The sequence below is a fragment of the Polaribacter sp. Z022 genome (assembly GCF_023555495.1).
Lineage (GTDB): Bacteria > Bacteroidota > Bacteroidia > Flavobacteriales > Flavobacteriaceae > Polaribacter.
This window is the reverse complement of record NZ_JALCZO010000001.1, coordinates 631,029-653,678: the sequence shown is the minus strand read 5'-3', so window position 1 is coordinate 653,678 and position 22,650 is coordinate 631,029. Positions and strand designations below refer to the sequence as shown.

Here is a 22,650-nt window from a genome sequence, read left to right as displayed (position 1 = left end):
TCTTAAAATAAAAATTTATTTAGCCTGAAATTTTTATATATTTTATTTTCAATGAGTTTTTCTTACAATAGTCTCTTTGTAATAATTATATAAAAGAAAATTATTTCTATAAATATGACTTAATATCTATAAAATTCAACTTTATAATATTTTTAATAAAATAGTTTAAAATAAAAATCAAAACCTTTCACAATATTTTATTAGCATCTCAAAATGGGATTTGATAGCTTTTACAGCTTGTTTAGGTTTTTTATCCCTAATCGCATTGAATATTGCTTCATGCTTGTTTACTTCATAAGTAATACTAAACTCATCGTTTACCTTTGTTTTCTCAAAAGTAGTTATAATATTAGGAGTAATTTTGAGTAATAAAGTGTTTATAGTAGTGTTTTTAGATGCTTTAGCTATTGCTAAATGAAATAACATATCCTCCTGTAATGCATCTTGGCCTGATAAAATTTTAGATTTATAATTATCAAGAGCCGTTTCAATATTTTTTAAATCTTTTCTTTTTCTTCTTTTTGCAGCCAATTCAACTGATTTCTCTTCTAGCATTATTCTTGTTTCAACTAAAGAAAGAAAATTTTCCTTTTTTAAAATTATTATATCATCAATTATACCATTTAGTGCTATATTTCCAATTTCAGCAACAAAAGTACCAGATTTAGGCACAGACTTAACTAATGAAAAAGATTCTAGTTTTTCAATTGCTTCAACAACATTCCTTCTACTTACTTTAAAATTTTCTGATAATACGCGTTCAGAAGGTAATTTATCACCAGGTTGCAAATTCCTAGATTTTATATATTCTTGGATCTTTGAAATAATCATATTATGGACCTCAACATTATCCTTTACCTTTGTTTTATTATACTTCACTTATAAATATTTATTCTAAATTTATTAATAGACGTAAATTTAAATAATTAATTTTAATTCTTTCTATACTAAAAATATATCGTATTTTTTTTACCTTTAAAGTTAAGAAAGTGGTTTGTACAAATTAATTTAAAAACTATTATAGTAAGAAAATATTTTCTTTTTACAATCAATTTAAATTTTTGCAAATCTAATGGTTAGAAAATTTTTACTACAGAATTAATAAATCATATTTTTAACTTAGCCCGATTATGACTATTGAATTTCAACAAACCTATACCTTTTTAGTAATAATATAGAAATACTTTTCTTAACTCTTTATTTCCATATTCTGTTATCGCAGATATTGATAATTGATCAGTTGCTAAAACTTTTTATTTTATGTTATCTAATGAATTATCAATATTTGAGAAAACTATAAGTAGTGTTCTTTTTTATTAAACCTTCTCTTCTGTATCTTTTAAAGATAAATTAAACCTAGTGTAATAATACTGAGATGATTCTCCAATTAATCAAACACAATAATTTATTTTTTTTAACCTTTCTATTATCTTTCTTAGTATAGTTAATAAAAAATAAACAAAATCAGTTAATTTTACACTTTTGAAAGTTTAGGTATACAGTCTGTTTCCAATGGGTTTAATTCTAAATATCTATTGTAACTAACAAAAAAATTTATTATTCATAGATTTGTTGGTAAAATTACTACTCCTAAAAATTCGTAAGTTCTATTTCAATTGTGAATAATGTCGAAATAATATTTTATATTTCATTTATAAAGCTTTCTTTCTACTAATTTTACTGACATTTAGTAATTATTTTTAGTAACGTTACAGTAACAAAAATATGAAAAAATAGGCTAAAAAGGGTAAAAAAATGAAAAACTTAAAAATGCAAATATCTGATTTACATGTTTTTAATTATTTATGATTGCTTTTGTTTTATATAAATGTTCCCACCTTGAGTACAAAAAAAGCCTCAACTATATTAGTTGAGGCTTTTTAATTTTATATTTATTCTTCATTTGAGGGTTTACCTATTGTTGCTAAAATTCCTCCATCAACATATAAAATATGTCCGTTTACAAAATTACTTGCTTTAGAAGCTAAAAAAATAGCTGCACCAGCTAAATCCTCAGGATCACCCCATTTTTTTGCAGGAGTCCTATTTATTATAAAATCATTAAAAGGATGACCATCACCCCTAATTGGTTCTGTTTGTGAAATTGCAAAATAACCAGGACCTATTCCATTTATTTGAATATTAAAACGAGCCCATTCTGTAGCCATATTTTTAGTTAACATTACTAAACCTCCTTTTGCAGCTGCATAAGCTCCAACAGAATTTCTACCTAACTCACTCATCATAGAACAGATATTTATAATCTTACCTTCTTTTCTATTCATCATTCCACGTACAACATGCTTAGATACTATAAAAGGACTTACTAAGTCTATATCAACAACTTGTTTAAAATCTTTAACTTCCATATCTACTAAAGGAGTCCTTTTAATAATTCCAGCATTATTAACTAAAATATCAATGTTTCCAATTTCAGTTTCTATTTTTTTAATAGCTTCAATTACTTCTTTTTCATCAGCAACATTAAATTTGTAACCATATGCAAGTATTCCTTCTTTTTTATATTCAGCAACTGCAATATCAATTTTATCTTGTGAAGAATTACCATTCACAATTATTATTGCTCCAGCTTTTCCTAAGCCCATAGCCATAGCTTTACCCAAACCATGAGTAGAACCTGTAACCAAAGCTATTTTTCCTGTAATCTTAAATAATTCTTGGGACATTTTTTTATTATTAAAGTGTAACTCATATTTTTTATTAATAAAAATCTACTAAATATTATTTTATTAAAACTTAGAGATATCTCTATAAAAAGGATATTATTTTAGAACAATTACATAAACAAGTTTATTAGCTATATATAATAGGTGTCAAAAATATACAAAAACAACTGCTAAATCATTTAAAAAACTATTTAAACTTTATAATTACCCAAAAAACGTATTAATTTTTAAGAGAAATCAGTAATTTTTTTAGTTAATTATTTATTAATAAAAATAATTACCTATCTTTGGTGAACCAGATTGGTAAACCAGATTGGGGAACCAATAAAAATAATTAACTAAAATTCAATTTTATGTCAAAAAACAACTTAATTAAAAAAATAAGTACATGCTTATTTTTATTAGCGTCGCTGTTTACTTTTGCACAACAAAAAGTAAGCGGTACAGTTACGGATGCCTCCAATAAATATGGGCTTCCAGAAGTGAGTATTCAAGTAAAAGGAACTACTATTGGTACCACAACAGATTTCGATGGAAAATATTCTATTGAAGTACCTAACTCTGAATCTGTATTAGTTTTCAGATACCTAGGTTATGCAATTCAAGAAATAAAAGTAGGTAATAACAAAACATTAGATGTAGCTTTAGTAGAAGATGCTAGTGCATTAGATGAAATTGTTGTTGTTGGATATGGTACTAGAAAAAAGTCTCATTTAACTGGTTCTATTTCTAAAATAGGTGGTAAAGATGTTGCTGCAGTACAAGTAACTCGTGTGGATGATGCCTTAGCTGGTAAATTATCTGGGGTATTAATTCAAAACCAAGATGGTTCTCCAGGAGCTGCTCCAAAAATTCAAATTAGAGCTGCTTCATCTATATCTGGTGCATCTAATCCTTTAATTGTTGTTGATGGATATCCTATTTCTGGAGGTTTAGAAACAGTAAACCCAAATGATATTGAAAGTTTAGAAATCTTAAAAGATGCTGCTTCTGCTGCAATTTATGGTTCTAGAGGTGCAAATGGTGTTGTATTAGTAACAACTAAAAAAGGTAAATCTGGTAAAGTTAGTTTTAGCTATAATGCATACGCTAGTGTATCTAATAAATACAGAGATAACATTTTAATGAATGCTTCTGAGTGGGCATCACATGCAAGATCAGAAATTGCTGCTGGTAACTGGACAAGTACAGCTGATAATGATCCTGCTTTCTTAGAGTACAGATTAAGTGCTTATGAAAATTCTCCAGGAGCTATTAGTCCTGAAGATTGGTTATTCCAATCAGGTTCTACAACAAATCATGACTTTAGTATGAGTGGTGGTAGTGATGATGTAAAATTCTTTGCTTCTGTAGGTTATCAAAAGGCTGAGGGTGTTGTTATCACTCAAGGTTTCGAAAGATTAAATGCACGTATCAATGTTGATGCAACTTTAGGAGATAAATTTAGAACTGGTTTAAGTTTTAATGGATTTACTTCTGATAGAGATATTTTAGCTCACGATATGAGAGATTTATTAAGAGCTTACCCAATTAGCCCTATCTATCATACTGCAGAATCAATTGCATTTGTTCAAGATTTAGATGCAAAAGCACAAGCATTAGGTCTTACTGCTTTTGACAATGGATATAGAGGTTCTGGTTATGAAGCTAGTAGTATTTATGACTTAGAGCCAGGTATGGCAGCTCAAGACTGGCATTATGGTAGAGCAAATAATGGTATTGGAGGTTCTGGTGATGCTGGTCCTGCAGCTAAGCTTGACAATGTAGAGAGTTGGGAAAAAACTTACTTTGCAAACGTTAGTGGATATTTAGAGTACAGTATCTTAGAAGAATTAAAACTTAAAACAGTTTTAGGGGGAGATATGAAAGATACTCAAACTTATTCTCATAGATTATTAGGATTTGATTCTAGAGCAAGAGATTCTCAAACTTTTATGAGACAAACAGATTTAAAAGTTTCTTCTGTATTAAGTGAAACTACTTTAAGTTATGCTAAAGAAATTGGAAAACACAATATTTCTGCTGTAGCAGGTATCGAATTCCAAACTACTAAATTTGTAGGTACTGGTTTAGCTGGTGTAAATGTACCAGATGAAGCTATCTTAAACTACAATTTATTTGACCCAGCTGATATTACAGTTACTTCTAGAGATGAAACTAGAGCTAGAGAAAGTGTTTTTGGTAGAGTAAATTATGCATTTGCTGATAAATATTTAGCTTCTGTTTCTGTAAGAAGAGATGGTAGTTCACAATTTGGTGCAAATAAAAGATATGCAACTTTCCCTGCTGTTTCTTTAGGTTGGAACATTCATAAAGAAGATTTCTTAGCAGAAAACGAAACATTAAGTCAATTAAAATTAAGATTTAGTAAAGGTTCTTTAGGAACAACTTCTTTTTTAGGTTCTTATAACTCTTTAAGTCTTTTAGATCCTTCTGCAACTATTTTTGGTACAGGTTTCTTAATTCCAAATAACTCTTTAAATGAAGATTTAACTTGGCAAACAAATACAGAAACTAACTACGGTATTACAGTTGGTGTTTTAAGTAATCGTTTTACTTTAGGTATAGACTACTATACTTCTGATATTGAAGATATCTTAATTAATCAAGCACAATCTGAAGTATTAGGTAACCCTTCTTCAATTCTTAATGTTGGTGATGTTGAGAGTTCTGGTCTTGAATTTGAATTTTCAGGAAGAATTATTAGTAATGAAGATTTTACTTGGAATATGAGTGGTAACTTATCTACTGTAAATACTGAAATCAAATATTTAGGTGGATTAGATGAATTACCTCAACAAATTTTTGGACAAAGTGGTAGAGGTGCTGTTTTTAGAAACTACGTAGGTGGTGGAATTGGTGAAATGTGGGGATTAGAAACTATTGGAGATGTAGAAATGGATTACTTAGCTGATGGATCTAGACACCCAAACAGTCAAACTGGTGAATCTTATGTTGTTGACCAAAATGGTGATGGTATAATTGACAGAACAAGAACTGTTGCTGATGGTGGAGACTTAGTTAAGATAGGACAAAATACACCAGATTTTTACTGGGGTATGTCTCATAACTTTACTTACAAAGAATTCGATATGTCTTTCCAAATTCAAGGATCTCATGGTGCAGAAGTTTATAATATAGACCCACTTTACTATGGTTCTCAATGGGGAGGTAGATTAGACTACGCTCGTTTAGATGCTAATAGTGATGGAATTGCTGACCATAATGGACAATACTATGAAAGAAACAGAAACCAAACTGATGCTATGATTCAAGATGCTTCTTATGTAGCATTAAGAAACTTAACTGTTGGTTATACTTTTAATAGTGATTTATCAGAAAAAATGGGATTAAGTTCTTTAAGAGCTTATGTTGCAGGAACTAACTTATTATACTTAATGGGTGATAACTATACATCATACAACCCAGAAGGTGTAAATACTACAGATCCAACAACTTATGGTGCACAAGTAGGTGCTAGTCCAGTAGTTAGAAGTTTTACTTTAGGTATAAGTGTTAATTTTTAAATAAAAGAAATGAAAAAAATATATATATTATTGGCATCGCTGTTTATAATGACAGCTTGTTCCACAGATTTAGATCAAACGCCTCCTAATTTAGCGAGTGCAGATTCTTTAACTGATTTTGAAGGTGTATTAAATGCAGCATACTATTATCAATTAGGTAGTGTTACTCCATTAGCAGTAATGGCTGAATTTAGATCAGACAATGCATTTATGTTTGAAGCTCCATATACAGAGTTCGATGCATTTACTAGTAATTTAACAACTATGGAAGATCAATTTTTTGGTCCTTTATATACTGCTATGTATAAGTCTATTTTAAGTGCAAATAATGTAATTGAAAACTCTACAGACGCAACACAAATTGGTGAAGCAAAGTTTTTAAGAGCCTTATCTTACTTTAAATTAGTAAAATCTTTTGGAGATGTAACTGTTAACTTATCTGCATCACCAAGTTTAACTGATACTTCTATATTAGTAAGACAACCAGCTGCAGATGTTTACAACAATGTAATTATTCCTGATTTAAATGATGCAATTTCTGCTTTAAGTACTACCATTGTTGATGGAAGAGCTTCTAAATATGCTGCACAAAGTTTATTAGGAAAAGTTTATATGCAAATGGGAGACTTCGTAAATGCTGAAACTCACCTTGGTGCTGTAGTAAGTGGAGCTTCTTCTGCTGGTATTAGCTTAAAAGCAAATTACAATGACATTTTTGGAGCTGAAAATGAAATTGCTAATTCAGAAATAATTTATTCTACTCAAGTTTCTAGTTCTATTGTTGATGAATATACATTTGGTACTGACTTTTGGAACTGGTTTGTAGGTGATGATCCAAAATCTGATTTCCCAGTTGATGCTGATTTAGTTGCTGCTTTTGACGCTAGTGATGCTAGTGGTGGTGGAACAGATTTAAGAAGAGCTGTTACTTTAAGTGCTGCAGGAACAACTGCTGTTAAATTTCCAAAAGATGGTGGTCTTGGTACTGAGCATGATTGGATTGAAATTAGATTAGCTGATGTTATTTTATTATATGCTGAAGCATTAAATGAAAACAACTCTCCAGCTTCTACAGTTTTACCTTTATTAGATCCTATTAGAACTAGAGCAGGTTTAACAAGTTTAACAGGAACTGTTACTTCTAAAGCAGACGTAAGACAAGCAATTGCTAATGAAAGAAGATTAGAGTTAGCTTTTGAAGGTCACAGATGGTTTGATCTTGTAAGAACTAATACTGTTGATGCAGAATTAGGAACAACTGTAAATAGTAATTATCATATATTCCCTATTCCAGTATCTGAAGTATTGGCAACTAAAGGAGTTATTACACAAAATGCAGGATATTAATAAATAATTGAATTGTTATTATTTTTGGGTTTGTAACTTTTATTAGTTACAAACCCATTTTTTTTGATAAAAAATTAAATAGCATACACTTAACCAAGTTAGGTTAGAGTTTTAATTAGTTATAAGTACATTAATTTTCTTCTTTTATCCTTTTCTATTTAGTCCATAAACTTAAGAACATAAGTTATATGAACACACGCTTTTAACTTTAGATAGTAAACCGTTTAAAGAAATATCCAGAAGTAGTATATGAATTAAAAACGGATTTTCTGTATTTCTAACTTATTAAAGAAATGAAAATTTTACTGTTGTATTTTAGTTTTGATACGAGGAATTTGATAAAAATGTTCTTATTCTCTGACTATCTAAAAATTACACTTAAGGTTGAAAAAAAAGAGAATAGAAGCATAAAATGGACTGTAGAATCGATAGAGAACTAAAACTGGATTATAACAACAACATGGCTATTTAACTTGTCTATTTGTAAAAAATTGGAACTAGATTTTTTACAAAATGAATTAATAAAAACTATTTTGGGATAAAAAGTAACATTCAACAACAGAACTAAAAGCAAAAAAAAATAGGTCAGTTAAGATGGTTTCTTAACTGACCTATTATATATATAAAGTAAAATTTACTTTAGTTATTATTTGGCATTGTTCCTGGTCCTACTTTAGCCTCCTTAAACCAAACTTCTGCATAACAACCATTTGCATATTGTTTTGCAATATCTCCATTATAAGTTTCTGAACCCGTATAAAAAACAATGTTTTTCTCAGGATCTTTTCCATTTGTTTGGTTATAAGCTCCTTGTTTAAAATATTGTATTTCACCTGCATAAGCATTATCGCGCTCAACACCTTCACGTCCTAAAGTAGCATAAACATCAAAAATTTGTTGAGGTATATCCTTTTTAGTTGCATACTCTGTTTTTAATAAATTTTTGGTATATGTTTTGGTTTCATGACCTTTACTTGTAAAAGTTACATACATAATACCTTTATACACATTTATTTCATAACTAAATTCTTCATCTAATTCTATACCATCTTTAGGTTCTTGAGGATAAGTATCTGGAGTTATACCTACTGTAGAAATATCATAACCCCAAACTGCTGTAGAAAAATCCCATCTTCCAGAATTATCACCTTTTGTATTAATTTCATAATTCCAAAATACAGACCCTTTAGTATGACCTGGGAATTTTTTATAAAATATTTTAATTGGTTCATTTTCATGGCCTTCATCACTATGAATTTGTCCAACTACAACAGAATATGAAGCAGCAACTCTAGCATCTCCAGATGTAGACACGTGTTTAACTTTTAATGTACCATTTAACTTACCTCCTTCTTCAGGAATCCAATGTTTTTTTTGTCCCAACTCTGTTCTAGTATTACTAGAAGTTCTTGAAGTGATACCAGAATTTGGTGTTTTATAAACTACCCAATTGGTATTGTTTTCATTCTCTACATAAAAAAAATCTTTATGCTCAACTTTAGCTAAATCATTAAATCGAGTTCCATCACCACAAAGAATTTTCCATTCATCCATAAATGGAATAACATCACTTGGGTAAACTTTAGCTTTGGTTACTTTTTTACTAGTTTTTTTTGCTTTATCTGAACATCCACTAAAAGAGATTATTCCAAACATTAATGCGCAAAATATTGATTTTGTTATTTTAGTATTCATATTAATATTTTTTAATATTTCATTTTTACCAAGCGTTAGAAAAACTAAAAGTTGTTTTCTTCTGCCATTTTTACTACACCAACAGTTAAAATTAAATTTGCAAAACGTCTTTGCTCACCTGTTTGAATAATTAATGTTGTATTTGCATCTTTAATTTTATCATAAAATGCCCATCTTTCCATTTCCTCCCAACTAACATCACCTAATAATTTTTTATACGCCTCATGTATTTCTACATTTGCTTCTTTAGGTTTTTTCATAACTGTTGCTCCTTGAAAAGGACAAACTTCTATTAAACCTTCTAACACAGTTGTAGCATCTAATAATCCTGGACGAAAATTTAAATGTACAGTGGTAGAATTAGGCCCGTTCATAGCTCCAACTGGTAAATTTCCATCTGCAATTACAACTTGTGCAAAGTGCCCAGAACGTGCTAAAACTTCCATTATTGTAGGGTGAATTACTGCTGTTTTTATCATAACAATTTAATTAGAAATTAGGAACTTATTATAAAAAAGAGATTAGGAGCTTATTTAATTAAATAATATAAGTTTAATTACATATTGTATACACCACCATTAATATCTAAAGTAGCACCTGTAATAAAACCATCATATTCTGATGCTAAAAATAATACTGCTCTTGCTACATCATCTGCATTACCAGCTCTTTCTATTGGAATACCAGAAATTGTTTCTGCTGCAGATTCTTTAGTTGTATGTGTATTATGAAAAGATGTACCTAAAATTAGACCTGGTGCTACTGCATTAACTCTAATACCTTGACCTCCTAACTCTGTAGAAAGTGCACGTGTATAAGTTAAAATAGCTCCTTTACTAGTAGCATATACCAACGATCCTGGATGACCTCCTTTACGACCAGCAAGTGAGGCTAAATTTACAATACTACTATTATCGTTTTTAGCAAGATGAGGAGCTGCAGCTTTAGTTACAAACATCATTGAAGTCATGTTTATATCCATTACTTTGTGCCAAAAATCTGCTTCCATTTCGTTTAACATTCTACGTGCAACTAAAGACCCTGCATTATTAATTAAAATATCTAAACCATTAAATGCATTTATAGTTGCTTCTACCAAAGAAATTGCATCAGACTCTTTAGTTAAGTCTCCACTAATTGCAATAGCTTTTAGACCTTTACTTTTTGCATACTCTGTTAATTGATTTGCTGTATCTGCACTAGAAAAATAGTGGATAGCAACATTAGCTCCATTATCTATAAAATGTTTAGTAATTGCTTCTCCTATACCTTGAGCTCCTGCTGTAATTAGTACATTTTTACCTGCTAATTTATTATTATTCATGTTTTATTATTTATGATCGTTTTTATTGAAATAACCTTGATTAGAAACAGATGCTTCACTTATTTTAATACTTGCAGTTTTAAACCAAACTTCAGCATAATTTCCATCTGCATATTGTTTTTGAATATCTCCTCCATGTGTTTCTGCACCAGAACACCAATTTTTATTTACTTCTGGAGATTTACCATTAGTTTGATTATAAGCTCCTAATTTAAAGAAACAACCTTCACCTGTATAAGCTTCTTTACGCTCTACTCCATCTTGACCAATTGGTACAAATAATTTTTGAGTTTGCTCTGGAATATCTGCTTTTGTAGCATATTCTGATTCAAGTAAGTTTTTGGTAAAAGTCTTTGTTTCATGACCTTTACTTGAAAATTTCAAGTTCATTATTCCATCTTTAACTTCTATTTCATAGGTAAATTCTTCACCTAAAGCAATACCATCTTTTGGCTCTTCTGGATATGTATCTGCAGTTTTACCTACAACAGAAAAATCATTACCCCAAACAGCATGAGAAAAATCCCATCTTAAAGAATTATCATCTCCTGCAGTATTAATTTCATAATGCCAAAAAACAGAGCCTTTTGTATGACCAGGAAATTTTTTGTAAAATATTTTTAGAGGTTCATTTTCAAAAGCATCTGCACTATGAATTTGTCCTACAACAACTGCATGAGAAGCAGCAACTCTAGCATCACCTGTTGCAGAAACATTCATTACTTTTAGAGTAGCTGTTAATTTATCATTAGCAGTTTTTGGATACCATTTTTTAATTTGCCCCAATTCTGTTCTTGTATTGTTAGAAGTACCATGAGTACTTCCAGCATTTGGTGCTTTAAAAACAACCCAGTCTCCATTTGCATCGTTTGCTGTATAAAAAAAGTCTTTGTGTTCAAAATTATTTGCAAATCCTGCATTTACACCATTTCCTAAAACCAGTTTCCAATGATCAAAAAACGGAATAACATCACTTGCATAAACAGTTTTTTTTGTTTCTTCTTTATTCTCTTTTTTTACTGATTTACTACAACTATTTATTGTTAAAAAAACACCTAACAATAAAAGTGTTGCTACAGAATTAATAAGTTTTTTATTCATTTTGTTTGAATTTATGTGAATTTTAATTTTCTATGTGTTTCGTTAATTTGTAAAAATGCTCATTCATCATTTTTGTAGCTTGCTCAACATCTTTAGATTCTATTGCTAGATAAATGTTTTCGTGTTTTGCTATTTCAGAAATTACTTTATCACCTTCACAAACAGCATCTCTTTCATAAGTAGAAAGTATTGGTGGTGTTAATAAGAGCATTAATGAAACCATTGTACTATTTTTACTTGCTTTTGCAATAGCTAAATGAAATAATAAATCTTCTTCTAAATAATCTTCTCCTACACTTATCTTATCTTTAAAAGCATTTAGAGCTTCCTTTATTTTATTTAAGTCTGTTTCTGTTCTTCTTTTTGCAGCTAGCCTTACAATTTTTAATTCTAAAGAAATTCTTGTTTCTACCAGCTCGTTAAATGAGGGTGTATCTAAAGAAACTATTTCATCTACAATACCATTAAACCCTGTTAACCCTATTGCTAAAATGGTTCCACTTTGTGACATTGATTTTAATACACCATAAAATTCTAACTTTCTTATAGCTTCTCTTATATGGTTTCTTTTTACATCAAACTTTTCAGACATAATTCTCTCTGAAGGCAATTTGTCTCCACGTTCTAAATTCTTTGCATTTATTAAATCTCTAATCTTACAGATTACATCATTTTGCAAAGTTCTTCTTACATTATTATCTATTAAGCTTATCTTCATTTAAAATTATTTATCTAAAATTTACTCCTATAAATACTTATCTACCAAACCTATAACAGCAGTGTAAGAAATAAGACATGAAAATATAAATGCAGAATACAAGCCAATATTTACAAAAATATTTGTTTTATATTCTTTCATTATTTTTTTATTATTTACTAATAAAATGATTCCTAAAACCACTATTGGTAACACAAATACATTAAATACTTGCGATAATATTTGTACTAAAATTGGTTTTCCACCAAAAAATGCGGGTCCAATTAAGGCTACTAAACAAGCTATAGCTGTAATTATTCTAAATTGTTTAGAGTTGGTATCTAAAGTACCAGATTGATAATCTGCAATTAGTAAAGGGGCAATTAATAAACAAGGAAAAATAGATGATAAACCTGCACTAAGTGTTCCAAAAAAGAATATTGCTACAGCAAAACTTCCTGCAATTGGTTCTAATGGTTTTGCCATGTCTAACACATTTTCTACTGGGTTTCCTTGATGAAATAAAGCACCACTAGCTACTGCCATAATTGCTCCACTAATTATAAACACCAGTATTGCTGCATTAATAGCATCTTTACGTTGTTTTTTTAAATCTTTAATACCCCATTCTTTTCCTTTAACAAATAAAGGTCTAGACAAAAATGTAGCTGCTGCCATTGTAGTTCCTACAAATGCTGCAACCATCATTTTTCCTCCTGGTACATCTGGTATACTTGGTATTAATCCTTGTACAATTTCCATTGGTAATGGCTGCACAAAAAATAAAGACACAATAAAAGACAACCCCATAAACGTTACAAAAACAACTAGTATTTTTTCAAAAAAACTATATTTACCAACTAACATTACAGAATAAAAAATTACTATAATAGTTATTGCAATAATTAAAACAGTTAAATATTCATAGTTTCGAAGTCCTTCAAAATTAATAGCAAAGATTTCAAAAAGCATGTTAGAAGAAATAGTTAAAATTCCCATAAGAGAACCCCATTGACCAAAAGAGATTCCAATTATAATTAAAATAGCAAGTATTTTACCTCCTTTAATATATTTTTTAAAACTATAAAGTGCTGTTTCTCCTGATATTAAAGCATAATTTCCGTAAGCAAACATTAATACTCCAGAAAAAAGACAACTTAAAAGTAATACCCATAATAATTGCATACCATAAGTACTACCAGCCACAAGCATAGATGTAACACTTCCTGTACCAATGGTATAACCAATAGCAAAAATACCAGGACCAAATCCTAAAATGATAGCAAGTATTTTTTTAAACAAAGATTTACTAGTTTTAGTATTTTCCATAGTTAAGAGTAAGTTTATAGGTTAGTTAATATTTAATTCCAATTTGTGTGATAACTCTTTTCAGAATCATCATCTAATCGTTTGTATGTATGTGCTCCAAAATAATCACGTTGCGCTTGTATTACATTTGCAGAAGCATATTCTGTTGTAATTCCGTTTAAAAACTGTAATGATTCACTTAAAGCTGGCGTTGTTATATCATTAAGAATACTTTCTGAAACAACTTTTTTAGCTGATGGTTTATATTTTTTAACAAGTTGAATTAATTCTGAATTTGTTAAAATATTAGTTGTTTCTTTAAAAACTTCAACCAGGTCTTCCATTAATGAAGATCTAATTATACAGCCGTTTGTCCAGATTCTAGCAATTTCACTTAAATTTAAATTCCAATTAGATTTATGAGAAGCTTCAGAAATTAATTTAAATCCTTGATAATGATTTATAATTCTTGCAAATTGATAAGCTTCTAACACTTCTTGAGTAGAAATATTTAATTCTGAATTATTTACGTTTTCGAAATTCTTATTTAATAGTACTCTTTCTTCTTTATAAAAAGAAGTATATCTAGAAAAAAGCGCAGAAGCAATTAATGTACTTGGTACACCAAGTTCTGCAGAAGCAATGGTTGTCCAGTTTCCAGTTCCTTTATTTCCTGCTTTATCTAATATCTTTTTTACTAACCAATCATTACCTTCTTTTTTTCTAAAAATATTAGTTGTAATTTCTAATAAATAACTACTTGCTTCATCTTTCCAAGTTTCTAAAGTATCTGCAATTTCATCAGGATTTTGACCTAAACTTTCTAATATTGTAGCAACTTCAGCTAAAAGCTGCATTTCTACATATTCTACGCCATTATGAACCATTTTTATAAATTGTCCACTTCCTTCTGGACCAACATATGTACAACAAGGCAATCCGTTTTTGTCTTTAGCAGCAATTTTCTCTAAAAAGACCTTAATGTTATTATATGCTTCTAAATCTCCACTTGGCATTATAGAGGGTCCTTTTAAAGCTCCTTCTTCTCCTCCAGAAACTCCAGTACCAATAAAATGTATTCCTTTTGGTTTTAAATATTCAAAACGTTGTTTCGTTTTTTTATAATTTGAGTTTCCTCCATCAATTAAAATATCATTTTCAGATAAATGAGGTAACAAATCTTCAATTACAAAATCTATTGTTTTACCCGCATTTACCATTAGCATAATACGTCTTGGTTGTTGTAAAGAATTTACAAAAGCAGAAATATCATCAAAAGCTTCAGCTTGTGATAATTCTGAAAATTGCGATTTAAATTTTTTAGCAACGTCTTCTTCTACACCATCTACATGCCTGTTAAACATAGAAATTTTAAATCCGTTATTAGCTAAATTTCTACACAAGCTTTTTCCCATTACTCCTAAACCAAATAATCCAAACTCTGAGGTATTCATTAATCTATCTTTTATTGTATTTATAATTTTTTCTGGTGTTAAGCTAATATCAATTTTAATAGCTTGTTTTGGGTTTTCTAAAATATCGAATTGAGAATTAAGTAATTCTGAAGGCATAAAATGATTAGATCTACTATTAATTCTTTTGTAAATTTGATTGAAACTACCTTCTAAATGAACCCATTTAGCTTGCTTTACAATTCCTTTATTTAAAATATCTCTATACTTTTGTTTTAAAGCAGAACATACAATAACACAACTATTTGTAGAAAGTTGTTTTTTTGCTAAGTTATTTAATGTCTCTAACCATCCTTGTCTATCATCATCATTTAAAGCATGCCCTTTAGACATTTTTTTAATATTACTTTCAGGATGATAGTCATCTCCATCAAAAAAAGGGATTTTTAATTCTTTTGCAAGTAATTTTCCTATTGTGCTTTTACCACAACCAGAAACTCCCATGATATATATAACTTGTGTTTTGATACTGTATTTTTTTTGGGTGCCCAAACTGGATAACCAAATTGGGCACCCAAATATATGCTTTTAAAATTAAAATAGCTACATTTTAATATGTTTTAATTTTAAAATTTTGACTCTAAAAAAGTTATATTGTTAATTATGACTTTACTTGGGGTAATTTTATGCAATAAAAAAGTAGGGTTTTACTGTAATTTTATAAAAACTTAATCTATATAAATTTATAATTATGAAAAAAAATTACATTAAAACTTTATTTTTATTTGCTGTATTAGTTTCATCTTCGGTGATAGGACAAAATACTTCAAATATTATAATTAACGGAACTGCAGGAACTGGTGCTAGTGGTACAGAATTTGCAACGCCTGTAAAAGTTGAACAAGGTAAAGACATGACAGTAACGTTTACACTTACTCATGGTTCTAATAATATTGAAAGAGCTTTTATGGTAGTTAAAACTGGAGAAGCTGCAGGTGCTAACATTGGTGGACCATATAATAATATTTTTGATGCTCCAGGTGAAACGTCTCCTTATACAGAAACAGATGCTAAGTACGCTATTCCTTCTGATGCTCCTTTAGGAAATCATACATTACGTTTCAATGGTAAAAATTACATTCCTGCTGGTGGATCTGGTTGGGGAACAAAAATTGATATAATTATTGAAATAGTAGCAGCTACTTTATCTACTGAAAAAATTAATTCATTTGAGTTTAACACTTACCCAAACCCAGTAGAAAACAATTTATTTATCAATTCGCAAGAAAAGATTCAATCTGCTGAAGTTTTTAACTTATTAGGTACAAAAGTATTATCATTAAACAACGTACAAGGTTCTTTAGATGTTTCTTCTTTAAGTAAATCTATTTACATTTTAAAGTTAACTTCTGACAAAGGAATTTCTACTAAACGTTTTGTAAAGAAATAATTATTCTTTTAAAATATTTTAATAAAAACTCTCTCTTCTAAAAAAGAGGGAGTTTTTTTATATCGAAAACTTTTAAATTAAAACATTTATTAAATTAGTTTATACTCTTATGAATACTTCGTTTTAACATCATAAGAAGGTTTATATGATGTTTTTATGATTAAATATAGTAATACATTAAAAGAACGTTTTACTAATTATTTAACTACTCTATTAACAAAAAAAGCCTTTTTGAAAATTCAAAAAGGCTTTTTTAATTTATTAAAATAAAATTATTCTTTTAATTGCTTTGTAATATCTTTAAAAGTATTCATTACCAAACCAACATCTACTGCATAAGAAATATATTGTACACCAATACTTTTCCACATTTTTGCTTTTTCTGCAGATTCAGTAAAAGTACCTACAAATTTTCCATATTTTTTTGCAGTTTCAACAGCTCCTTTCATTGCATCAACCACTTTAGGATTATTAACATCTCCAGGAACTCCACAAGATTGTGATAAATCATAAGGTCCTAAAAAGATAACATCTATACCATCAACTTTTACTATTTCTTCTAAGTTATTGATACCTTCCATTCCTTCAATATGAATAATGGTTGTTATATTATCGTTTGCTTTACCAAAATGATCTGCACCACTAATATTTGTATATTCTGCTGCTCTTACATAACGACACATTCCTCTTTCTCCTTTTGGATAAAATTTGGTAGATTTAACCAATCTGTCTGCGTCTGCTTTTGTACATATTTGTGGAACTTGAATACATTTAGCACCAATATCTAATGTTCTTAATATTAAAGTTTCAGAATTTTCTGTAACCCTAACTACTGGTGTAATTCCTCTTGCTTCTGCTGCTCTTATCATATTTTGAGCAGATTCTATGCTATAAGGACCATGTTCCATATCAATAATAACAAAATCGAAACCACTTAAAGCTGCAATTTCTACAATTGCTGGATCTTGTATTTTACAAAAAGGGCCATATAAAGTTTCTCCTTTTTTTAAACTGTTTTGTAATAAATTTTTCGCCATATATTAAAGTGCTGTTGTAACACGTTTTTTTACTAAATAATCTTCTAAGGCTAAATGAGAACAATCATGACCAATACCACTGTTCTTAAAGCCTCCATGAGGCAAATATATGGCATATTTTACACCATTTATCTGAATTTCTCCAAATTCTAAGTCTTCAGTGAATCTTTCTATTCTTTTATGATTATTTGTAAATATATATGAGGCTAAACCAAACTCTGTATCATTAGCTAATTCTAAAACTTCATCATCAGTATCAAAAGGCATAATACCTGCAACTGGACCAAAAGTTTCTTCTCTAAATAGCTTCATATCTGTAGTTATATTAGAAACCACTGTTGGTTGCATCCAATATCCATCTTTAGGTAGATCTTCAGGAATTTTACCTCCATATTCTAAAGTTGCACCTTTACTTACAGCATCTTCAACTAATTCGAACATTCTGTCTCTAGATTCACTAGAAGCTAAAGGCCCCATAAAAACATCTTCGTTTTCTTTAATACCAAAACCAATTTTTAATTCTGAAGCTCTTTTTACATATTCTTTCATGAATTTGTCATAAATATTTTTATGAACAAATATTCTGTTAGCTGCTACACAAATTTGACCAGTATTATGAAATCTTAAAATGATTGCTAAGTTTAAAGCTTCTTCAAAATCTGCATCTTCAAATACAATAAAAGGAGCATTACCTCCTAATTCCATTCCCAATTTTTTAATAGAGGTAGTACTATCTGCAATAATTCTTTGACCAGTTTGTGTAGAACCAATCATAGTTATTACAGCTGGTATTTTACTAGTAGTCATTGGTGTTGCCACTTCTCTACTAGATCCTGCTAAAATTGTTACAACACCTGCTGGAAAATTAATACTTTCTAAAATTTCTCCAACCATATATGTTGATAATGGTGATAAAGTTGAAGGCTTAATAATTAAAGAACAACCAGAAGCCAATGCTGGCCCTATTTTATAACCAACATTTAATAAAGGAAAATTCCAAGCTAAATAAGCAAGGGCAACTCCTGCTGGTTTAGAAATCATTTTATGAGTATGAGTTCCTTCATAATCTGGAATTTGCTCTTCTCTTAAATTTTTCATTGCATTAGGATACCATTCTAACGCCTCTGTTAATCTTAATATATCTTCTTCAGAACCTGCATAGGTTTTACCCATTTCATGCACCATTGCATTTCTTAGTTCATCTTCTTTTTCTAAAATTGCATCACGCAATTTTAACATCCAAACTGTTCTTTCTTCTAAAGAAAGTTTAGACCAATATTTAAATCCTTTTTGCGATGATATTAAAGCTTTTTCTGCATCTGCTGTACCAGCTTTTGCTATTTGCGCAATTACTTCTCCAGTAGCTGGACAAATTACATCTTCTCTTTCTCCACTAACTGCATCAACTAATTTACCGTCAATGTATAATTTTTTATATCCGAAGTTGTTAGTCTTCATTATTATTATTTTAGTATGTTTTCTATTATGTTTTCATTAGACGTAGTATTAATGCAATACTTTCGTAATACTTCTTCATCTATATCTATTCCTAATCCTGGTCTGTTTGGTACTTCTAACATACCATTTTTCATTTCTAATTTAGGGAATGACAAGTTATCTCTTAAGCCATTTTCTGTTTGATCAAATTCCATTAAAAAATTTGCTTGATACATTCTACCTGGTATAGATTCTAAATTAGCAATAAAATGTAAAGCTACATGTAAACCAATTGAAGTACCCCATGTATGAGGAATTAAATCTATTCCATTTGTAGTTGCTAAAGCAGAAATTCTTTTAGCTTCTGTTAAACCACCACTTGCACAAATATCTGGTTGCAAAATATCTACAGATTTGTTTTTTATTAATTCATTAAAACCAAATCTTAGGTATTCACATTCTCCACCAGAAATAGGAATTGTTGTTTTTTCTCTTAACTCGCTATATTGCTCATAAAATTCAGGAGAAATTGGCTCTTCAAACCAACCAATATCATACTTTTCAATCTTTTTTGAAAGTTCTACAGCTTCTCTAAATGTATATGCATGATTAGAATCTACCATTAACGCAATATCTGGTCCAATAGTTTCTCTAATTAATTTAACATTGGCTACATCTTCTTTTATACCTAAACCAACTTTCATTTTCATGGCTTTAAAGCCTTGAGAAACGTAATGTTTAGCTTCTTCTACAAAACCATCTGAAAAATTATTATGATTTGTAAAATACAAACCTGTAGCATAAGGTTGTATTTGATTTCTATGTGCACCTCCTAATAAAGTAGAAATTGGCAATCCTAATATTTTACCTTTTAAATCCCATATTGCAATATCTATTGCACTTACTGATGCCATATAAACGCCTCTTCTAGAAAAGTCTAAAGTTTTTCGGTACATTTTGTTCCAAATAACTTCATTTTCTAGAGGGTTTTCTCCTATTACTGTTGATTCTAATAATTTTATACCAGCTTCTACCATTGTAGCAGGACCATAGGCTTCTCCCCATCCATGTTGACCATTAGATGCTGTTACTTTAACAACACAGATACAACGTTCTGAATACTCCCATTGAGAGAAGAAAAAACTTTTAGATAAAGTATCTTTAAGTACGAAAGCTTCTATTTTTTCAATTGTCATTTTTATGATATTTAGTTGACTATTTAGCAATTACAAATTGCAAGAGTGTGACTCTTATAATTGTTAAAAATAAAAATAAGACAGTATTTTTCTGTCTTCATTATTATCTAAAACAAAGCAAATATTACCTTAGAGTGTTTAGTTTTTCTATTACAATTTAACAAAATATAGGTTTAATTTATAGATTACTTAAAACGAAACAGTATTTTTCTATTTGTTTTTAAATATGTTTATTCAAAAAAAAAGGAGATTATTTTTTAAAATAATCTCCTTTTTAAGAACGTAATATTTATTTAATTATAAATTTGATCTTCTGCTATTACAACGTTAAAAACTGTAACTCCATCTACTGTTAAAGTACCTGTTCCTGTAAGTTTATCGCCTGATAAAACATAACTAGAAGAAACGCCATCATCTAATTTATTTACTGTTACTTCATAATTAGTATCTGTAGAAGAATCTACAAATCCAGATGTTTCATAACTTTTTAATTTATCTACAGAAGAATATTCTGTAAGAATATTTTTTTGTTTGTAAATATTTATTTTAAATGCAGCATTAGTTCCTGTAATTTCAGTTAATGTATACACTGAGGTTAAAGAAATATCAGATTCTTTAAAATTACTTTCTTCATCACAAGAAGTGAATGAAAAAACGATTGCAAAAATTGCTATATACTTTATTAAATTTTTCATCATTATTTCTAATTTTTAGCATTTATGGTCTTAATTCAATTTCTACTAAAGAGAAATCATCTATATACAATACTTGAGCTCCTGTAACACCTGCATTAAGCTGAGGGTGTACTCTAAATGCCCATCTAGTATTTGTTGCTGTAACATCTTGAGGTAAAGTAAGAGTATTTGTAATTAATTGCCAACTACCTCTTGGTGTATTTTCTATATCCCAAACTTGTTGCATAAATACAGGTTTATTTATTTCAGTTCTAATAGCTTTTAAAGTATTACCTGTTTCTAACCAAATTCTATACGTCATTTTATAAGTTCCTGCTTTAATTGGATCTGGTTTAGAAAATGCAAATCCCCATAGGTTTACATTTGGTAAAGGATTAGCATCTGTAGACTCAAATTTCATAGAAGCATCTCCTAAGAAAGATTTATCTGTATTTCTCATATAATAACCTACAGTATTACTTCCATTTACTTTATTATTAGCTCCTAACCAATAATCTTGAGTATATGCATTAATAACAGAACTATGCTCTCCTTCAAAACTTGCCCAACCATTACCTGGCAATACATTGTTACCAAAATGAGCAACAACTTTTTTAGGAGCTGTAAAATCTGCTAATAATCTTTCATCTGTAGATTGTATAGAACCTCCTGCATAATTAACCGTAATTACATCTGAATTATAAATTGGTTCACTCAATTTTAATTCTATATAAGTACCATCTGAATCACTTTTTTTAGCTTGAGTTACAGCTATGTTTTGATCAAAGTTATCATTTTTAACATTTACTGTAAAGAAACTTTCTTGACCTGAAAAATCTTCTATTTCTCCTGTTACCTGAAAACGTAAAACTTCGTCTTCTAATTCTTTAATTTGACCATTAATTTCGAAAGGTAAATCTGATTGAATAACTTTTACTTTTAAAGGAATAATTTTTTCTACAGATGCTGCTGGATAAGTACGTCCAATATTAGATCTGTTAGATTTAATTGTACCTGCATTGTAAGTTCCTAATCTAAAGAATTTAAAATTAGCAATAACACCATTTGCAGAAACAGGGCTTCCATCTGCCACATCCCATCTTCTAGAGTTTGGTCTTCCTTCTACAGAAAGGTCTTCATAAGTTAAAGCAGTTGCAGCTTTTACTTCTACTACAGGCCATTCTGCTTCATTATCTAGACTTGGCATATCATCTTCAGAAACTTCTAAAACTACTACACCATCTTGTAAAATTCTAAATGCTGGTTTAATATGACCAAATACATCAAATGTAAATGTGGTATCTACTACATGTAAGTCTCCAACTTGCTTAGAAGTAAAAGTACCTAAGCTAGTTTCTCTAGAAACTGGACTAGAAAAAGTGTTATATAATCTTACAGGATTTAAACCTTTTTTTCTAAAAAGCACATGTGCTTTAGCATCTGTTGTAGATGTTTCATTTCCTTTAATAAATAATGGTAAAGAGTCGTTATTTTTAAACCCTTCTTTTAAGAAAAAGTTACCATCTTCAATGATCCATTCATGATCAATAGTACCTTGAGATAAATCTAAAAAAGAAATATGGGTATCTATATTTATTAAAAAAGCGTCTTCTTTTGGTTTATTTTGGTCAAACCCTATAATCCAAGAAGTATCACTAATTTCTCCAGGCGCATTATATTCTGCGTATTTTTCATTACAACCTGCTAATACTAACAAGCTTAATAAAAGCGTTTTTATTATATATTTTTTCATTGTTG

17 protein-coding genes are annotated in these 22,650 nt (G+C 29.3%); 3 read left to right on the top strand and 14 right to left on the bottom strand.

What is annotated here, in order from left to right; translation table 11 throughout:
* Nucleotides 1-177: 177 nt before the first annotated feature.
* Together MPF13_RS02820 and MPF13_RS02815 are read right to left on the bottom strand one after the other, a co-directional pair.
* On the bottom strand, nt 178-879 hold the full coding sequence (locus MPF13_RS02820; protein WP_249980797.1) for a FadR/GntR family transcriptional regulator: 702 nt from the start codon (nt 877-879) through the stop codon (nt 178-180).
* A gap of 1,013 nt (nt 880-1,892) precedes the next feature.
* The gene (locus MPF13_RS02815) at nt 1,893-2,687 is read right to left on the bottom strand and encodes a gluconate 5-dehydrogenase (RefSeq protein ID WP_249980796.1); all 795 of its coding nucleotides are present in this window, start codon (nt 2,685-2,687) and stop codon (nt 1,893-1,895) included.
* Between the two features lie 353 nt (nt 2,688-3,040).
* Here MPF13_RS02815 and MPF13_RS02810 point away from each other — a divergent pair, with 353 nt between their 5' ends.
* Both MPF13_RS02810 and MPF13_RS02805 read left to right on the top strand, forming a co-directional pair.
* Nucleotides 3,041-6,214 (top strand): SusC/RagA family TonB-linked outer membrane protein, encoded by a 3,174-nt coding sequence (locus MPF13_RS02810; protein ID WP_249980795.1) that lies wholly within the window; start codon nt 3,041-3,043, stop codon nt 6,212-6,214.
* A 9-nt stretch (nt 6,215-6,223) separates the two neighbouring features.
* Nucleotides 6,224-7,561 carry a RagB/SusD family nutrient uptake outer membrane protein gene (locus tag MPF13_RS02805; protein ID WP_249980794.1) on the top strand — a complete coding sequence of 446 codons (1,338 nt, stop codon included), beginning with the start codon at nt 6,224-6,226 and terminating at the stop codon, nt 7,559-7,561.
* Nucleotides 7,562-8,200: 639 nt separating this feature from the next.
* Here MPF13_RS02805 and MPF13_RS02800 read toward each other — a convergent pair.
* The 7 genes from MPF13_RS02800 to gnd form a co-directional block, all read right to left on the bottom strand.
* Entirely contained in the window at nt 8,201-9,256 is a 1,056-nt protein-coding gene (locus tag MPF13_RS02800; RefSeq protein WP_249980793.1) for a polysaccharide lyase family 7 protein, read from the bottom strand.
* Between the two features lie 44 nt (nt 9,257-9,300).
* A complete protein-coding gene (locus MPF13_RS02795; RefSeq protein WP_249980792.1) occupies nt 9,301-9,735 on the bottom strand; it encodes an RbsD/FucU domain-containing protein in 435 nt (144 codons plus the stop codon).
* Between the two features lie 77 nt (nt 9,736-9,812).
* Nucleotides 9,813-10,580, bottom strand: coding sequence for an SDR family NAD(P)-dependent oxidoreductase (locus MPF13_RS02790; RefSeq protein WP_249980791.1), 768 nt, complete (start codon nt 10,578-10,580; stop codon nt 9,813-9,815).
* A 6-nt stretch (nt 10,581-10,586) separates the two neighbouring features.
* Nucleotides 10,587-11,681, bottom strand: a complete 1,095-nt coding sequence (locus MPF13_RS02785; protein ID WP_249980790.1) for a polysaccharide lyase family 7 protein — start codon at nt 11,679-11,681, stop codon at nt 10,587-10,589.
* A gap of 22 nt (nt 11,682-11,703) precedes the next feature.
* A complete protein-coding gene (locus MPF13_RS02780; RefSeq protein WP_249980789.1) occupies nt 11,704-12,399 on the bottom strand; it encodes a FadR/GntR family transcriptional regulator in 696 nt (231 codons plus the stop codon).
* Nucleotides 12,400-12,426: 27 nt separating this feature from the next.
* Nucleotides 12,427-13,707, bottom strand: coding sequence for an Nramp family divalent metal transporter (locus tag MPF13_RS02775; protein WP_249980788.1), 1,281 nt, complete (start codon nt 13,705-13,707; stop codon nt 12,427-12,429).
* Between the two features lie 32 nt (nt 13,708-13,739).
* Nucleotides 13,740-15,650 carry an NADP-dependent phosphogluconate dehydrogenase gene (gene gnd, locus MPF13_RS02770; RefSeq protein WP_249980787.1) on the bottom strand — a complete coding sequence of 637 codons (1,911 nt, stop codon included), beginning with the start codon at nt 15,648-15,650 and terminating at the stop codon, nt 13,740-13,742.
* A gap of 199 nt (nt 15,651-15,849) precedes the next feature.
* Between gnd and MPF13_RS02765 the strand changes: the two genes are divergently transcribed.
* Nucleotides 15,850-16,548 (top strand): T9SS type A sorting domain-containing protein, encoded by a 699-nt coding sequence (locus MPF13_RS02765; protein ID WP_249980786.1) that lies wholly within the window; start codon nt 15,850-15,852, stop codon nt 16,546-16,548.
* Nucleotides 16,549-16,820: 272 nt separating this feature from the next.
* Here the strand turns inward: MPF13_RS02765 and MPF13_RS02760 are convergent, their stop codons facing one another.
* The 5 genes from MPF13_RS02760 to MPF13_RS02740 all read right to left on the bottom strand — a co-directional run bounded on the left by MPF13_RS02760 (nt 16,821) and on the right by MPF13_RS02740 (nt 22,645).
* On the bottom strand, nt 16,821-17,585 hold the full coding sequence (locus tag MPF13_RS02760) for an HpcH/HpaI aldolase family protein (protein WP_249980785.1): 765 nt from the start codon (nt 17,583-17,585) through the stop codon (nt 16,821-16,823).
* A gap of 3 nt (nt 17,586-17,588) precedes the next feature.
* Nucleotides 17,589-19,043: an NAD-dependent succinate-semialdehyde dehydrogenase gene (locus MPF13_RS02755; protein WP_249980784.1), complete on the bottom strand. Its 1,455-nt coding sequence runs from the start codon at nt 19,041-19,043 to the stop codon at nt 17,589-17,591.
* A 5-nt stretch (nt 19,044-19,048) separates the two neighbouring features.
* Nucleotides 19,049-20,218: a mandelate racemase/muconate lactonizing enzyme family protein gene (locus MPF13_RS02750; RefSeq protein WP_249980783.1), complete on the bottom strand. Its 1,170-nt coding sequence runs from the start codon at nt 20,216-20,218 to the stop codon at nt 19,049-19,051.
* A 293-nt stretch (nt 20,219-20,511) separates the two neighbouring features.
* Nucleotides 20,512-20,916: a hypothetical protein gene (locus MPF13_RS02745; protein ID WP_249980782.1), complete on the bottom strand. Its 405-nt coding sequence runs from the start codon at nt 20,914-20,916 to the stop codon at nt 20,512-20,514.
* A 19-nt stretch (nt 20,917-20,935) separates the two neighbouring features.
* Nucleotides 20,936-22,645 carry a hypothetical protein gene (locus tag MPF13_RS02740; protein WP_249980781.1) on the bottom strand — a complete coding sequence of 570 codons (1,710 nt, stop codon included), beginning with the start codon at nt 22,643-22,645 and terminating at the stop codon, nt 20,936-20,938.
* Nucleotides 22,646-22,650: the final 5 nt, after the last annotated feature.

Excerpts from the sequence above, each read along its gene's own strand:
- MPF13_RS02815 (WP_249980796.1), bottom strand. The coding sequence starts at position 2,687 with ATGTCCCAAGAATTATTTAAGATTACAGGAAAAATAGCTTTGGTTACA.
- MPF13_RS02810 (WP_249980795.1), top strand. The coding sequence starts at position 3,041 with ATGTCAAAAAACAACTTAATTAAAAAAATAAGTACATGCTTATTTTTA.
- MPF13_RS02805 (WP_249980794.1), top strand. The coding sequence starts at position 6,224 with ATGAAAAAAATATATATATTATTGGCATCGCTGTTTATAATGACAGCT.
- MPF13_RS02800 (WP_249980793.1), bottom strand. The coding sequence starts at position 9,256 with ATGAATACTAAAATAACAAAATCAATATTTTGCGCATTAATGTTTGGA.
- MPF13_RS02795 (WP_249980792.1), bottom strand. The coding sequence starts at position 9,735 with ATGATAAAAACAGCAGTAATTCACCCTACAATAATGGAAGTTTTAGCA.
- MPF13_RS02790 (WP_249980791.1), bottom strand. The coding sequence starts at position 10,580 with ATGAATAATAATAAATTAGCAGGTAAAAATGTACTAATTACAGCAGGA.
- MPF13_RS02785 (WP_249980790.1), bottom strand. The coding sequence starts at position 11,681 with ATGAATAAAAAACTTATTAATTCTGTAGCAACACTTTTATTGTTAGGT.
- MPF13_RS02780 (WP_249980789.1), bottom strand. The coding sequence starts at position 12,399 with ATGAAGATAAGCTTAATAGATAATAATGTAAGAAGAACTTTGCAAAAT.
- MPF13_RS02775 (WP_249980788.1), bottom strand. The coding sequence starts at position 13,707 with ATGGAAAATACTAAAACTAGTAAATCTTTGTTTAAAAAAATACTTGCT.
- MPF13_RS02765 (WP_249980786.1), top strand. The coding sequence starts at position 15,850 with ATGAAAAAAAATTACATTAAAACTTTATTTTTATTTGCTGTATTAGTT.
- MPF13_RS02760 (WP_249980785.1), bottom strand. The coding sequence starts at position 17,585 with ATGGCGAAAAATTTATTACAAAACAGTTTAAAAAAAGGAGAAACTTTA.
- MPF13_RS02755 (WP_249980784.1), bottom strand. The coding sequence starts at position 19,043 with ATGAAGACTAACAACTTCGGATATAAAAAATTATACATTGACGGTAAA.
- MPF13_RS02750 (WP_249980783.1), bottom strand. The coding sequence starts at position 20,218 with ATGACAATTGAAAAAATAGAAGCTTTCGTACTTAAAGATACTTTATCT.
- MPF13_RS02745 (WP_249980782.1), bottom strand. The coding sequence starts at position 20,916 with ATGATGAAAAATTTAATAAAGTATATAGCAATTTTTGCAATCGTTTTT.
- MPF13_RS02740 (WP_249980781.1), bottom strand. The coding sequence starts at position 22,645 with ATGAAAAAATATATAATAAAAACGCTTTTATTAAGCTTGTTAGTATTA.